Here is a 13676-nt window from a genome sequence, read left to right as displayed (position 1 = left end):
AATGAATTCCACTGTCGTCATGATAAATTTGCTCGGAGCGGTGGCGCTGCTTCTTTTCGGGCTAGCACTGGTCAAGGATGGAGCGACCCGTGCGCTTGGCGCGAAGCTTCGTACAGGACTGGCTAGCGGCACCAAGGGAAGCCTTCGGTCATTCGCGTCGGGTTTTGTCGCGACAGTCGCGTTGCAAAGTTCAACGGCAACCGCGCTGATGGTGTCGTCCTTCGTCGAGCGCGAGCTGATCAAACCAAGGATGGCCCAGGTGGTGCTTCTTGGCGCCAACGTTGGAACAGCCGTAACGGCCTGGATAGTAGCGACAGGAATCGAATGGATTTCGCCAGTTCTGCTGTTCGTCGGCATCTTCTTCTATAGAAGTAATTCCACGGCACGGGAGGGCGCTGGCACCGCTTTAATCGGAATTGCCCTCATGTTGCTTTCGCTGCATCTCTTGAGCAGTGCGACCGAGCCCCTCCGTCAGTCGCCTGCGCTTGCTGCCTTCATCGGGCTGCTTGACAACGCGTGGCCGGTAGCAATGATTTTTTCGGCGGTGATCGCCATACTGTCATCGTCTAGCCTCGCGGCGGTTATCCTGATTTTGTCATTATCGTCGACCGGCATGCTCTCTGGTGGACTTGTCGTCGCATTGGTGCTTGGTGCCAATCTCGGAGGTGCCGTTCCACCGGTGATTGCGTCTTTGTCAGGTTCCGGTGCGGCACGACGTGTGACACTTGGCAATTTTATCGTGCGCACCGCTGGTTGTCTGATTGCCCTCCCTGGGGCACAGGTAGCGGCTGATTTGCTTGCGATGGTCCCCCTCGCCGCGACAAAGCTGCCGGTCGATGTGCACCTCGCCTTCAACCTCTTTCTCGCACTGCTTGCCTGGCCGTTCTCGAGGCTATTGGCACGCTGGATGACGATCTTGGTACCCGAACAGATGCAATCGGGAGACGCGCCAAAATATCTTGATCCAGCGGAACTCTCGACGCCGGTCGTGGCACTTTCCAGCGCCGCCAGAGAGGTACTCGGTGTCGGGGACGTGATTGAGAAAATGCTGGTGAAAGCATCCGACGCGTTTGACCATAACAACGAAATCGGGCTTCGCGAGATCCCCGCACTAGAAGCTCGGGTCGATCGCTTGCAGCAGGAGATCAAGGTCTATCTGTCGAAGCTCGGACGGACAGGTCTTTCAGAGGACGAAGGGCGCAAGTCGATCGTCATCATCGATTATGCCATCAACCTCGAGCATATTGGTGACATCATCGAGAAGGGCCTATTGCCGGCAGTGCGGAGGAAGGTTGCCCAGGGGCTGAAGTTTTCCGACGATGGTTTCGCCGAGCTACAGCAGTTGTTCAAGCTGACGATCGACAACTTGCGAATTTCGCAAACGATCCTGATCACGCGTGACTTCAATCTCGCCCAGCAATTGATGGAGAGAAAGGTTGAAGTTCGAAACATGGAAAAACAATCTTCCGAGCGACACCTGGAGCGGCTGAGGAACGGTCGCGCAGATAGCCTTCAGACGAGCTCACTTCATCTCGATATTCTTCGGGATCTCAAGCGCATCAACGCCCACATTGTGTCGGTCGCCCACCCGATCATGGATGAGCAGGGGCTTCTTGGTGAAAGCCGCCTCATTGTCAGGGTTTCGGCAGATTAAGCTCTCCAGGGTTGGATGTCCTGATCGGGCACGACCGCGCTAGATCGAGCCATCCTTGTCGACTGTCCCAGCCGATGGTCAGCCTTTGAAGGCTCCCGGGAAAACGATGTCTTGATTGACAAGCACATTGAACTTGTAGCCGGGCCGTATTTCGAGCGTTGGCTGAACGTCCATGTTCCGTTGGATTGTCCGGTCCGCAACCCGCCCAAACGTCTCTGCAAAATTCCGCCGCGTCGCATCCGAGGCCGTGTCCTGGGTCGCGAGCGTCGAACTTTCCGGAACGGCCATGTCGATACCAGTCCCGATCAGAGCAATCAGCACCGCCGAGCCGAACGTTTTCAAATAATGGTTGTTCACCTTGTCGCTGAAACCACTATGCCCTTGCGCATCAGTTCCCGACATGCCGCCGATCTGCAACGTCGATCCATTCGGGAAGATGATATCTGTCCACACGACGAGAACGCGTTTCTGACCAAAAGACACCTTGCTGTCATAGCGACCGAAGAGCTTCGTTCCTTGCGGAATGAGCAGACGATGGCCTGTCGCGCTGTCGTAAACGCTCTGGCTCACCTGGGCGGTGATCCGGCCGGGAAGATCGGAGTTGATCCCCGTGATCAGTGTTGCCGGAATGACCGAACCGCGCTTTAGCTCGAAGGGTGATTGTTGGGGCACGACACGGCTCGGCAGATAGCCGAGGTCCTTGAGATCGGCGTTGAAGAAGTCTTCCTTGGCGGCTTGCGCATTGGGATCAACGTTTTGACCACCGAGCCCGGCGCGCAACGCGGCCGCATAGAGATCGGGACCACTTGCCGCGTTCGCTGAAGTCGTTGCGGCTCTTGCCGCCGTGTCTGCGGTCGCATCATGCGTTTCAGCACGCCAGCCCAATTTGCCGCGATCGATGGAAAGCGGCGCATCATAGGCAGCGTTGTTCGCCTGCAGGCGGGCCATCCGCTGGCGCTGCTGCTCACGCAGAACCTGTTCCTGTTGTTCTCGAAGAAGACGAGCCCGCCAGACGGCTTCCGCTTCGAGGTCCTGACCGCGCTGCGGCACCTCGCGTTGCCCTGGCTGCGGCGTGAAGGGATTGCTGGCCTTTTCATCAACCTGTTTCGTCTCGACCGGCGTCGGCTGGAAGATGGTCTGCTGCTGCGGCTCGCCGATAATACCATCGGTGACGCCGCGTTTGATCTGGTCGGCATAGGTCGAGGCCGGGTTGCCTGAACTGGTCTCCGGGCCGGTGTCCTTGCCGAAGTAAAGCCCGCGCGAGGCGAGCCCATAAAAAATTACGCCAAGAAACGTGACCGCCAAGACGACAATGACGATGATCGGCAGACGGTTGATCCGCCGGATAGTGGATGGGGCCTGACTGTTTGGCGCGCCGCCGAGATTGAGAGATTGCACCATGTGATCCTCCCTCACCCGCGCCGCATGAGCGACACGGCGCTTGCGGGCGTCGCGCCACTTGCCGTGACGGAATAAGCGCGGCCGAGCTCGACGCTGTTTGTCGATAGACGGGCCAGCACCTGACCATCGACGTCCAAGATCACATAGGCGAGCGGGATGATGGTTGCGCCGCTATCGGTCTTCTGGTCGGTGATCACAGCATATCCCCATCCCTTAAGGGCTGTTTCCAGCGCCTGTCCGAACGGTGAGGCATCCGCTTTCAGCGCAACGGTCGCCTTTCCCGGCCCGATCTGTTCGGCAAGGCGGCTGACCATATCGCCGGCGATTGCGCTGGCGGCGGGACCGGAGATATCCGGCGGTGCGGTGCTGGAAACGAGCCCTTCTGTTTCGGTCGACTGGCATCCGGAAAGAAGGGCGGCTAGGGCGCAGGCTGCGGCAAGGTTGCGGAGGGGTTGCAAGGCGCGCGAATGGTAGAGAGGGATGTTCATGACCGCCCTCCCCGCTTGATGATGATCCTTTCCTGTTTCCAACCGACACCAGACACGAGCACCGCACGATCGACATGGTAATCGACGACCATTATGTCGCCCTTCATCCGATAGTTGACGATACGGTTCTGCCCGCCAGATGTGACAAACAGAACGGGCGCATCTTGGCCGGAGATCGAACGAGGAAATTGGATGTAGGTTTTGAGCCCATCGGAATAGACCCGTGTCGGCCGCCAGCCGGCCTTGCCCGAGACCGAATAGGAAAAGTTCAACTGTTCGGCGGGAACACCAGCGCCCGGGATGCTGCTTGCCTCCAGCCTCGCGTTGATGTCGGCAAGCTTTGTCGAAACATCTTCAGGATATTCGAACCCGACACGCGCCATATACTGGATCGAATGAGACTTGAGCTGGATGTGATAGGTGCGACGCGACGTTGTCACCACCATCGAGGTCACGAGACCCGGCTCCGACGGTTTGACGATCAGGTGGATGGCTTGGCCGCCGGCAGCCCCTGATGTCGCAGGCTCCACCTTCCAGCGTACAGTGTCGCCGACCAGCACGTCTCGGACGACCTCGCCGCCCTGAAGCTCGATATCGCAAACCTGCAGCGGCGAGCAGACGACGGAGGGTTGTACCTCGCCGTAAAGGAAGAGCACCTTTCCGTCGGCACCCTTGGTCACCAGACCGCGCGAGCCGCGCCACTGGGTAGAGATACCCATGCCCTTTGCTTCGTTGGCTGTGACGCTATCGGCAGCATATGCATGCAGAGGAGCGACCACTGAAGACGCCAACAGTCCCGAGGCGAAAGCGCCCCTCAGCGTGGCCCGTGTTCTTGTGCGTAGGGTGATCATATCAGGGGCCATGCCTTTCAAAGCTGTGCTGTCCAGTCGAAGTCGCGGAGATAAAGACCGATGGGGTTCAAGCGAATGACACCCTCGTCCTGCGGCGGCGTCAGGGTCACGGTTGCGATCCCCCGGAAGCGGCGGACGGCGGTTTCCTTGCCGCGCCGGTCGCGCTCGAATTCGGTCCAGTCCATCTGGTAGCTCTGGTTCGACAGCGCGACGATGTTGTTCACCTCGATGGCCACCGTCGAGTTCTTCGCTTTCTCAAACGGTGAGTTCGAGCGAAACCAGGCATTGACCTTCTCGGTCGCTGGATCGGATGTCCTCAGTAGCCCATAGGTTCGGTCGATATACTGCTTCTGCACGACCGCATCCGGCGTCACACTGCGAAAATTCGAGACGAAGCTGCCGAGGGTGGCACGTACCACACGCGGATCTGCGTATTCGATCTGCTGCGGGTAGCCGGCATTGACGGCCGTGCCGAGCTTGTCGACCTCGACGATATAGGGAACGAGCTTGACCTGGGTGCTCTGGTACAGCGCATAGCCAAAGCCGATCACGGCCATGGTCATGCCGGCGATACCGACGATGCGCCATGCGGCGGCGGCCTTCACGTAGGATCCATAGCGCTCGTTCCATTCGTTGCGGGCGGCGATATAGGGATTTTCGGGCATGTTTTGTCCGGCCATTGCGGATCGGCCTCCAGTTATTTGGTCTCGTTAAAGGGCGGCGGTGGAGGCGGCGATGCGGGACGACCCGGCTGCTGGTCGAGTTTGGCATTGGCAAGCCCCAGCAGCGATCCGGCATAGGCTCCGGGCGACCCGATCGCCTTGTCCTTCGCGGCCGAACTGAGCGCACCTGCCGCACCGCCGATGCTTGCCTCCATGCCCCGCATGGCGGCACCACCAAGGGGCGATCCCCCTGCCCTCGCCGCGCCTGCTGCCTGAAAACCCCTGCTGGCTGCTGCCGTCGCCAGAAAGCCGGCACCCGCCGCAAAAGATGCCGCCTGTCCCCCATGGCGGATGGCTTCCATGCCACTGGTTACGGAGGCGCCTTGGACCACGCCTTGAAGGATTGGCGGCACATACATGGCGATGACGAAGACCACGACCGAGATGCCGGCGATCGCCAACGTCGTGATGAACTGTTCTGATGTGGCTGTCGGGGCCTCGGCCAGGCCCAGCAGGATGTCCGAGCCGATTTTCGCGATCATCACCAGCGCCATCAGCTTCATGCCGACGGAAAAGGCATAGACCAGATATTTGATGGCAAAGTCCTTGGTATAGGACGTACCACCCAGTCCGAGCATGATCATGCCCGCAAGCAGGCCGACATACATCTCAACCATAACCGAGACGAAGATGGCGGCAACGAGCGAGAAGCAGACGACGACCACGACCATGGCGAAGACGGCGGCGATAGCGAGCGCGTTATCTTCCCACAGTCCGAACTTCGCCTGTTCGGACATCTTGGTCGCGACACGAATGCCGGCGTCGAAAATGTTGGCGGGCGAGGCCGACCCTCCGCCAGCGCCAATCTGGTAGAGGCTGTCGACGACAGCCTTGGCGAAGGCAGGCCCCTGGTCAAGGATGAAGGCAAACAGCCCGATGAACATGATGCGTTTCACGAGCTCTGCGAACCAGCTGTCGAGCGAAGCAGCACTGATCGCCAGCCAGACCGCGGCGATGCCGATCTCGATGCCGGCCAGGATCCAGAACAGCGAACGCGCAGCCTTCATCACAGTCGTTTCCCAGCCTTTCGCGGCCGCAACGACGGAGTTCTCCAGGGTCGTCAGCACTTGACCTTGTTGTGCCAATGCCGGCGTGCTCGCGATCAGGACGAGGCCGATCGCGACGAAGGCGCGCTCGATGCGCCGGGAGGGAGGAACGATCACCATCTTGGCTTCATCTCCTGGCCGCCGCGAATGTCGCGGTTGGCACCACCGCCAAAGAACTTCTCTCGGTGAGCGCGGCGGTCTGCGTCGGATGCAGCTTGCGGTGACGTATCGCCCGCTCCGGACAGGCGTGCCGCAGGCGGCTGAACGATCCATCTGGCGACGCCGAGACCGATTGCGACGATCCCCACGACAGCAAGGATGATGACAAGACGCGGGCTCACCAGCGGGGCTCCATCGTCTGCCCGCCGCGGATGTCATGCTCGCTTCCGCTGAAGAATTGTTCCCGACGCGCCTGGGCGAGATCCTTTTGCGCCTGTTCCGAATGAAACCAGGTGCCCATCATGGTCATTTGGCTAGCAACGAGGCCCCGCAGCTTTTGCATTTGTGCGACCTGCTGGGCAGCGATCTGATGCCCGACCTGCAGCGCCTTCATCTGCCCGTCTGATGTCTCTGACATCGACCGCAGCGACGACATCGTGCTTTCCTCGCTCGAAAACTGGTCCGCCGTCAGGTTTGCGGCTTTCAGGGTGCCTCCTATCGTATCGCGGTTGGTGTCGGACCAGTTCTGGTATGTCGATGAGAAACTTGCTGCATCGGGCAGGTTGCTCTTCATCTCGGCAAAGCTTTGGAAACGCTGCTTGAGCACGTCGTCGATACTGCCCATCGAAAATGCGACGCCCTGCCCTTGCGCCACGACGTTTTGCAGGTTCTTCAGGTCGCTTTCGACCTGACCCCAGATGTGGTTTGGCAATTGGGCGGTGTTCTGCAGCATGTTGTTGTAGATCTTGATCTGGTTCTGGATCTGCTCGGCCAGCTGCGAGATCTGGGTAATCTGGTTGTTGACCTGTTCGGCCGACTTGCCGACCAGCGAGATCAGTTCAGTATTGTTAGCGATCTGTGTCCATTCGGTCGCCTGACCCGTCACGCCGCCGGCCTGAGCAGAAGCCGGGAGCATAGCGGGGAGAATGATGGCCGTTACGGCAATGGCGCGTGCCATGTTATTCGGTCGGGAAAAGTGTCTCGGCATGGGCGATCCCCCTTTGCTGGAGCCAGTGGAGAGGCCATGAAGCCCCGTGTTCGGAATGCAGGGCGCGAATGCGCTTGAGGTCTTGCCTGCCCGTCGCCCCGACAAACGAGCGCGCGACTGGACCGAGCGCCATGTTGAAGAGCCTTCGGCCCTCCGGGGACACGACGTAATATTCGCGTTTGGGAATGGCGGTCGCGACGATCTCGATCTGCCGTTCGTTGAAGCCGATGCGCTCATAGAATTCACGAGTTCCCGGCTCGCGCGCCGCGCCGTTCGGCAGGCAGATTTTCGTTGGGCAGGATTCCTTCAGCACATCGATGATCCCGGAGCGCTCCGCGTCGGAAATCGACTGGGTGGCGAGCACAACGGCGCAATTGGCCTTGCGCAACACCTTCAACCATTCGCGGATCTTGTCGCGAAACACCGGATGGCCGAGCATCAACCAGGCCTCGTCGAGAATGATCAGGCTAGGCGCGCCGGTCAGGCGTTTCTCGATGCGCCGAAACAGGTAGGTGAGAACGGGGACGAGATTGCGCTCGCCCATGTTCATCAGCTCCTCGATCTCGAAGCACTGGAACGCGCCAAGCGCCAGACCATCCTGCTCGGCGTCGAGCAACTGGCCCATCGGACCATCGACGGTATAGTGATGCAGTGCGTCCTTGATCTCGCGCATCTGCACGCCGGAAACGAAGTCCGACAGCGATCGGCCACGGGATTCCGCCATCAGCGCCAACTGCCTGGAGATGGCGTTGCGATAGTCCGGGGTGATGGTCACACCTTGCAGTGCCACCAGCATCTCTATCCACTCGGAGGCCCATGCCCGATCGCCGTCGGTCGACAGTTCGGCGAGCGGGCAGAAGGCAAGTGCCCTCACCTCGCCACCAGCCGACGGGCCGATATCGCTGCCGATTTGGTAGTGATCGCCATCAAGGCCCAGCGTCAGAGGCAGCATCGAGCCGCCCTTGTCGAACGCGAACACCTGGGCATCGGCATAACGTCGGAACTGCGCGGCGATCAGCGCCAGCAGTGTCGATTTGCCGGAACCGGTCGGGCCGAAGATCAGCGTATGTCCGACATCATCGACATGCAGGTTGAGCCGAAATGGGGTCGATCCCGATGCCACCTGCATCAGCGGTGGCGAGGCCGGCGGATAGTACGGGCAAGGTGCGATTGGACTGCCCGACCAGACGGAATCAAGCGGAATAAGATCGGCGAGATTGCGGGTGTTGATCAGCGGCTCGCGAATGTTGGCGTAGGACACGCCGGGCAGGCTGCCGAGAAAGGCATCGGTGACGTTCAACGTTTCGATCCGGGCGCCAAAACCTTCGGCCTGGATCAGCCTGCGGATCGCCTCGCACTTTTCCTGGAGCCGGATCGCATCGTCTTCAAAGATGACGATGACCGGCGTGTAATAACCATAGGCGACAAGCTGGGAGGAGGCTTCGGCGATGGCGTCCTCGGTTTCCGCCACCATCAGCATGGCGTCCTGATCGACCGAGCGACTCTGGGTTTGGAACAGCTGATCGAAGAACGGCCGGACTTTCTGCTGCCACTTCTTCCGGGTGCGTTCGAGCCTTGCCCGTGCTTCCTCGGCGTCGAGGAAGACGAAGCGGGAAGACCAGCGATAGGTAAGTGGCATCAGGTCGAGCGTGTTGAGAATGCCTGGCCAGCTCTCGGCTGGCAGCCCGTCGATCGCCACCACACCGAGAAAACGGTTCTCGACCATTGGGGTCAGGCCATGCTGCAGCTCGGCCGTCACCAACCAGTCGAGATACATTGGGATGTCCGGCAGGCGCACTGGGTGGTTCTCTCCGGTGACGCAGAAACGAATGAACTGGAAGAGCTCGTCGTAGCGCGCGACGCGGAACCCGCCCGGCGTTTCCCGGGTCATCATCCGGCGGATCGACACGACATTGGCGAGATACTGCTCGACCTCCCGGATGGAGGTGAGAAAGCTCTCGAGTGCCTTGTCGGCGTACGTGGCGGAGCGGCTTGCGACATCCGAATAGATATAACGTGTCAGACCGGAGCGTCGCGGCTCCGGTGGTCGCCAGGTCAGGATCAGTGCATGCCGGCTCTCGAAATGCCCCCTCTCCTTCTGAAAGTGCGCTCGTCGCTCATCGTCGATGGCGCGTGTGACGGGATCGGGAAAGTGGGATTCAGTCTCGGTCGGGTAATCACCGGTCGGCACCCTGATGGCCTCGACCTGGATCATCCATCCGGAGCCGAGCCGCGAAAGGGTGGCGTTGATCTGGCGCGAGACCTCGTTGCGCTCGGCGTCGGTCGAGCTTTCGCTATCCGGCCCGGCAAAATACCAGCCGGCCATCAGCGAGCCGTCTTTCAGCAGGATGACGCCATTATCAACGAGGCCGGCATAGGGAACGAGATCGGCAAAGGACGGTCCGGAATGGCGGAATGATTTGAGGGCGACCATCACAATCCCTCAGACCTTGCGCCACGGCGACGACGTCGCGCGATAAGACGTCTTGTAGGAGATGTGGCGAAGATAGACCCGGCGCATCAGCGGATCGGATTTGGCCATCATGCGCAGCGCCGCGACTGCGACCAGCCAGATCGCGATGCCGAACAGTGCCGCGTACCAGGTCAGAACGACGAAGATCAGGATGATGGCGGCCAGCGCCGTCAGCAGCACGAGCTCGCGGTCGGCGCCCATCAACAGGTTTGGCCGGGAGAGTGCCCGGTGTACCCGCGAACGTGCCAGAGAAGATCCGGCCTCAGCCATGAGCCCCCTCCCCTACTGTGGCCGGCGTCGTCTTCGGTTCGAGAGTTTTTTGCTCGGCCTGTGCGTGATCCTCGCCGATCGAGGCACCGGTCGCGCCGAAGAGAGCAACGATCTGTGTGGCCCCGAGCAGGACGCCACCCACCAGTGCAACGTAGCAAAGCCGCCTCGCGAAATCATTCAGTTCGCCTCCGAAGATCAGCATGGCGCCGGCAATGGCGACCGCGGCCAGCGCGATGAACCCGGCGACAGGTCCGGTGATCGATTGCTGGATCTGTTGCAGCGGCGATTCCCAGGGAAGACCGCCTCCGCCCGAGGAAGCGAGTGCGGAGCCGCTAAAGCCGATAAAAATGGCGACAAGCGTCGCGCGGTTTAGAAGGAAAGAGATTTTATGCGACATGGCTGTCCTCATCGATATGCGCGTAGTGTTCGGTCTGGTAGCGTCCGTTGCCGTATCCTTCGATGTGGATCACCTCGCGGACCCGCCTCCCCTTCCCCGTTCGTTCAATGGAAACGACGAGATCGACGGCCTCGCCGATCACCTCCTGCATCGGCTGCTGGCTGGCTTCCGCCGTCAATTGTTCCAGCCGGCGCAAGGTTGACATCGCTGTGTTGGAATGGATCGTGGTGACGCCGCCGGGGTGGCCGGTATTCCAGGCCTTGAGGAGCGTCAGGGCCGCGCCGTCGCGGACCTCGCCGACAATGATGCGGTCGGGACGCAGGCGCATCGTGCTCTTCAGCAGGCGGGCCATGTCGATGGCATCGCTGGTGTGCAGAGACACGGCGTTCTCGGCCGCGCATTGGATTTCGGCGGTGTCTTCGAGAATGACCATCCGATCGTCCGGGGCCGCAGTGACGATCTCGGCGATGATGGCGTTGGCGAATGTGGTCTTGCCCGATCCCGTGCCACCCGAGATGACGATGTTCATCCGAGCGTCGATCGCGCTTCGAATGGCCGATGCCTGAGCTTCGGTCATCACCTTCGACTTCACATACTCGGTCAGCGGGATTAGGCGGGAAGCGCGACGGCGGATCGTGAACGCCGGTCCGGATACCACCGGTGGCAATAGCCCTTCGAAGCGGTGCCCACCAATCGGAAGTTCGCCAGAGATGATCGGCCGCTCGTCGTCGGCCTCCGACTGCAGGGCATGCGCGACGCTGCCGATGACGACTTCGGCTGCGGCGGTGCTCATTGCGCCGGCCGGTGCAACGCCGTGCCCAAGCCGCTCGATGAACAGCCTGCCGTCCGGATTGAGCATGATCTCAACGACGGTCGCGTCATCGAGGGCGATGCACAGTTGGTCACCAAGCGCGCCCTGCAGTTTGCGGACCAGGCGAGGATGAGAGCGGAGTTGGGTCACGCAGCGCTCCTGATTATCACTCCGTCGGTCCGATGGAACGACTGATAGCCCGGAGGGCATACCTGCGCGAAGCTGGCGCGATTGGCTGGTAGGCTTCCGGCGATGGCGATGGTGTTGCCTATCGAAGCCGGTTTACCAAGACGCTGCATTGGCCACCCTGCTCGTTTCAGGATGCGCTCGAAACGCAGATCGGTCGCCGTGACGATCTCGCTGTAGCCGCTCGCCATCGACCATTCGATGATACCGGCGAACAAGGTGAGCGTCGCAAAATGCAGTTGGCTTGCCTCCCTCTGCGAGGCAAGTGAGGTATCGACGCAAAAGCGCGAAGTCTCGACCATGCCGGAATGAGGGTAAAGCGATCCCGTAACGAGAAGCTGGGGGAACGTCCGCTCCAGCATGGTCGGGCCAGACGCTGGAAGCAGACGAACGCAACCTGCCACCTTTCCACTATCGGCAATTGCCAGAAGGTATGTCGGCTTGTAATCGTCGTACTGGTCGCGTTCTTCTCCCGCATTAATGGAAACGTCCCAGCCCAGACGTCCGCCAAATACCGTCGCGCGAAGACGGTGCATTTGTCTCAGGAAGTTGCGATGGCGCTCGTACTGGTCGGGTGCGATGGTTAATATCCGCATGATGATCTCCGGTTGAACAAGGTCATCCGGACAAAAATCATTTCTGTGGGCGTGTGCCTATGTGCAGATTTGCACCTCAGGTGATTCTAGCGAGTCGCTCGTCCCTCCCCTAGAATGTGAGCGAGTCGTAAGCGATGCAGACGAGATTCATGTGCAAATCTGCATTTGGTCCTGACGAGATTCACATGCGGAAAGAGATGTAAGTGACAGATTCATATGACTGAATCTGAATAAGCTCTAAATCCGGCTAAAACGCGTTAACTATTGATTAACTTTAAATACCTTGCAAACGATGTTGGAATCGGATGATTTATCCACGGTAAATAGGTGTGTTTACGACAATTACCGTGTGTACGAGAGGAAGTCGTGGAAAATTCGGCGCAGCTTCAGAAGGCTATTCATAAACTGATCGGCGCCCACGCGCGCGACCTCTCAGGTGCTTTGCACGAACACCGTGTGAAGTTGTACCCCCCAGAGGCGCGTAAAACATTGCGTTCCTTCTCCTCGACGGAAGCCGCAAAGCTTATCGGTGTCAACGACGGGTACCTTCGTCACCTCTCCCTCGAGGGTAAAGGTCCCCAACCCGAAATTGGCAACAATAACCGCCGCTCGTACACTGTCGAAACAATCCAGGCCCTTCGAGAATACCTGGACTTAACCGGGAAAAACGATCGGCGCTATTCACCCAAACGCTCCGGCAAAGAGCACTTGCAAGTAATCACAGTCGTCAACTTCAAAGGTGGCAGCGGAAAGACGACGACAGCTGCGCACTTGGCGCAATATCTCGCCCTGAACGGCTATCGTGTTCTTGCAATTGATCTTGATCCGCAGGCCAGTATGTCGGCACTTCACGGCTTCCAGCCGGAGTTCGACGTCAAGGACAATGAGACGCTTTACGGTGCGATGCGCTATGATGCTGAGCGTCGTCCGTTGAAGGACGTGATCAAGAAGACCTACTTCGCCAACCTTGATCTGGTGCCAGGCAACCTTGAGCTGATGGAGTTCGAGCACGATACGGCAAAAGTCTTGGGCTCGAACGATCGGAAAAACATCTTCTTCACGCGCATGGACGACGCGATTGCTTCAGTCGCAGACGACTATGATGTCGTCGTAGTAGACTGCCCTCCGCAGCTCGGCTTCCTAACCATCTCCGCTCTGTGTGCAGCGACCGCCGTTCTTGTCACAGTTCATCCGCAGATGCTGGACGTAATGTCCATGTGCCAGTTTCTTTTAATGACGTCGGAATTGCTGAGCGTCGTCGCCGATGCAGGCGGAAGTATGAATTACGACTGGATGAGGTACCTCGTCACCCGCTATGAGCCCGGTGATGGTCCTCAGAACCAGATGGTGTCGTTTATGAGGACAATGTTTGGTGACCATGTCCTCAACCATCCAATGTTGAAGAGCACAGCTATCTCCGACGCGGGCATTACCAAGCAGACGCTCTATGAAGTCAGCCGTGACCAGTTTACACGCGCGACCTACGACCGTGCGATGGAGTCGCTCGACAATGTAAACACTGAAATCGCGCAGCTCATTGAAAGCGCATGGGGGCGCAAATGAGAACGACAGAATCTCGCGTAAAAGCGCAAAAGTTGTCAGCCGGAAACTTTCGAGAAGCCTCTCATTTTAGG

14 protein-coding genes are annotated in these 13676 nt (G+C 59.4%); 2 read left to right on the top strand and 12 right to left on the bottom strand.

Annotation, left to right across the window (positions count from 1 at the left end; translation table 11 throughout):
* The first annotated feature begins 1 nt into the window (after position 1).
* Positions 2-1654, top strand: coding sequence for a Na/Pi cotransporter family protein (locus tag IFT53_RS21755; protein WP_192067954.1), 1653 nt, complete (start codon positions 2-4; stop codon positions 1652-1654).
* Between the two features lie 78 nt (positions 1655-1732).
* Here IFT53_RS21755 and trbI read toward each other — a convergent pair whose 3' ends face one another.
* The 12 genes from trbI to traI are packed head-to-tail and all read right to left on the bottom strand — an operon-like array spanning position 1733 to position 12042.
* Positions 1733-3055, bottom strand: a complete 1323-nt coding sequence (gene trbI / locus IFT53_RS21750; protein ID WP_192067952.1) for an IncP-type conjugal transfer protein TrbI — start codon at positions 3053-3055, stop codon at positions 1733-1735.
* 11 nt (positions 3056-3066) lie between these two features.
* Positions 3067-3543, bottom strand: a complete 477-nt coding sequence (trbH, locus tag IFT53_RS21745) for a conjugal transfer protein TrbH (RefSeq protein WP_192067950.1) — start codon at positions 3541-3543, stop codon at positions 3067-3069.
* Positions 3540-4394 (bottom strand): P-type conjugative transfer protein TrbG, encoded by an 855-nt coding sequence (trbG, locus tag IFT53_RS21740; RefSeq protein WP_192067948.1) that lies wholly within the window; start codon positions 4392-4394, stop codon positions 3540-3542. Before trbG ends, trbH begins: the two co-directional genes overlap by 4 nt.
* 17 nt (positions 4395-4411) lie before the next feature.
* Entirely contained in the window at positions 4412-5074 is a 663-nt protein-coding gene (locus IFT53_RS21735; RefSeq protein WP_192067947.1) for a conjugal transfer protein TrbF, read from the bottom strand.
* Between the two features lie 17 nt (positions 5075-5091).
* Complete coding sequence (gene trbL, locus IFT53_RS21730) at positions 5092-6282, bottom strand: P-type conjugative transfer protein TrbL (RefSeq protein WP_192067945.1); 1191 nt, start codon at positions 6280-6282, stop codon at positions 5092-5094.
* Positions 6276-6503 (bottom strand): entry exclusion protein TrbK, encoded by a 228-nt coding sequence (gene trbK / locus IFT53_RS21725; protein WP_192067943.1) that lies wholly within the window; start codon positions 6501-6503, stop codon positions 6276-6278. Before trbK ends, trbL begins: the two co-directional genes overlap by 7 nt.
* Positions 6500-7309, bottom strand: coding sequence for a P-type conjugative transfer protein TrbJ (trbJ, locus tag IFT53_RS21720; RefSeq protein WP_192067942.1), 810 nt, complete (start codon positions 7307-7309; stop codon positions 6500-6502). Before trbJ ends, trbK begins: the two co-directional genes overlap by 4 nt.
* On the bottom strand, positions 7281-9743 hold the full coding sequence (locus IFT53_RS21715) for a conjugal transfer protein TrbE (protein ID WP_192067940.1): 2463 nt from the start codon (positions 9741-9743) through the stop codon (positions 7281-7283). Before IFT53_RS21715 ends, trbJ begins: the two co-directional genes overlap by 29 nt.
* 9 nt (positions 9744-9752) lie before the next feature.
* On the bottom strand, positions 9753-10052 hold the full coding sequence (locus IFT53_RS21710; protein WP_192067938.1) for a conjugal transfer protein TrbD: 300 nt from the start codon (positions 10050-10052) through the stop codon (positions 9753-9755).
* The gene (gene trbC, locus IFT53_RS21705) at positions 10045-10449 is read right to left on the bottom strand and encodes a conjugal transfer pilin TrbC (RefSeq protein WP_192067936.1); all 405 of its coding nucleotides are present in this window, start codon (positions 10447-10449) and stop codon (positions 10045-10047) included. The genes IFT53_RS21710 and trbC overlap by 8 nt, the downstream gene beginning before the upstream one ends.
* Positions 10439-11410 (bottom strand): P-type conjugative transfer ATPase TrbB, encoded by a 972-nt coding sequence (trbB, locus tag IFT53_RS21700; protein WP_192067935.1) that lies wholly within the window; start codon positions 11408-11410, stop codon positions 10439-10441. Before trbB ends, trbC begins: the two co-directional genes overlap by 11 nt.
* Positions 11407-12042 (bottom strand): acyl-homoserine-lactone synthase, encoded by a 636-nt coding sequence (gene traI, locus IFT53_RS21695; protein ID WP_192067933.1) that lies wholly within the window; start codon positions 12040-12042, stop codon positions 11407-11409. Before traI ends, trbB begins: the two co-directional genes overlap by 4 nt.
* Before the next feature lie 366 nt (positions 12043-12408).
* Here traI and repA point away from each other — a divergent pair, with 366 nt between their 5' ends.
* On the top strand, positions 12409-13605 hold the full coding sequence (gene repA, locus IFT53_RS21690; RefSeq protein ID WP_192067931.1) for a plasmid partitioning protein RepA: 1197 nt from the start codon (positions 12409-12411) through the stop codon (positions 13603-13605).
* Positions 13606-13676: the final 71 nt, after the last annotated feature.

Source organism: Rhizobium sp. CFBP 13644, assembly GCF_014842165.1.
Classification (GTDB): Bacteria; Pseudomonadota; Alphaproteobacteria; order Rhizobiales; family Rhizobiaceae; genus Agrobacterium; species Agrobacterium tumefaciens_C.
This window is presented reverse-complemented; position numbering and strand designations above follow the sequence as displayed.

What these genes read in the sequence shown, in the direction of transcription:
- IFT53_RS21755 (WP_192067954.1), top strand. Translation starts at nt 2, where the DNA reads ATGAATTCCACTGTCGTCATGATAAATTTGCTCGGAGCGGTGGCGCTG.
- trbI (WP_192067952.1), bottom strand. Translation starts at nt 3,055, where the DNA reads ATGGTGCAATCTCTCAATCTCGGCGGCGCGCCAAACAGTCAGGCCCCA.
- trbH (WP_192067950.1), bottom strand. Translation starts at nt 3,543, where the DNA reads ATGAACATCCCTCTCTACCATTCGCGCGCCTTGCAACCCCTCCGCAAC.
- trbG (WP_192067948.1), bottom strand. Translation starts at nt 4,394, where the DNA reads ATGATCACCCTACGCACAAGAACACGGGCCACGCTGAGGGGCGCTTTC.
- IFT53_RS21735 (WP_192067947.1), bottom strand. Translation starts at nt 5,074, where the DNA reads ATGGCCGGACAAAACATGCCCGAAAATCCCTATATCGCCGCCCGCAAC.
- trbL (WP_192067945.1), bottom strand. Translation starts at nt 6,282, where the DNA reads ATGGTGATCGTTCCTCCCTCCCGGCGCATCGAGCGCGCCTTCGTCGCG.
- trbJ (WP_192067942.1), bottom strand. Translation starts at nt 7,309, where the DNA reads ATGCCGAGACACTTTTCCCGACCGAATAACATGGCACGCGCCATTGCC.
- IFT53_RS21715 (WP_192067940.1), bottom strand. Translation starts at nt 9,743, where the DNA reads ATGGTCGCCCTCAAATCATTCCGCCATTCCGGACCGTCCTTTGCCGAT.
- IFT53_RS21710 (WP_192067938.1), bottom strand. Translation starts at nt 10,052, where the DNA reads ATGGCTGAGGCCGGATCTTCTCTGGCACGTTCGCGGGTACACCGGGCA.
- trbC (WP_192067936.1), bottom strand. Translation starts at nt 10,449, where the DNA reads ATGTCGCATAAAATCTCTTTCCTTCTAAACCGCGCGACGCTTGTCGCC.
- traI (WP_192067933.1), bottom strand. Translation starts at nt 12,042, where the DNA reads ATGCGGATATTAACCATCGCACCCGACCAGTACGAGCGCCATCGCAAC.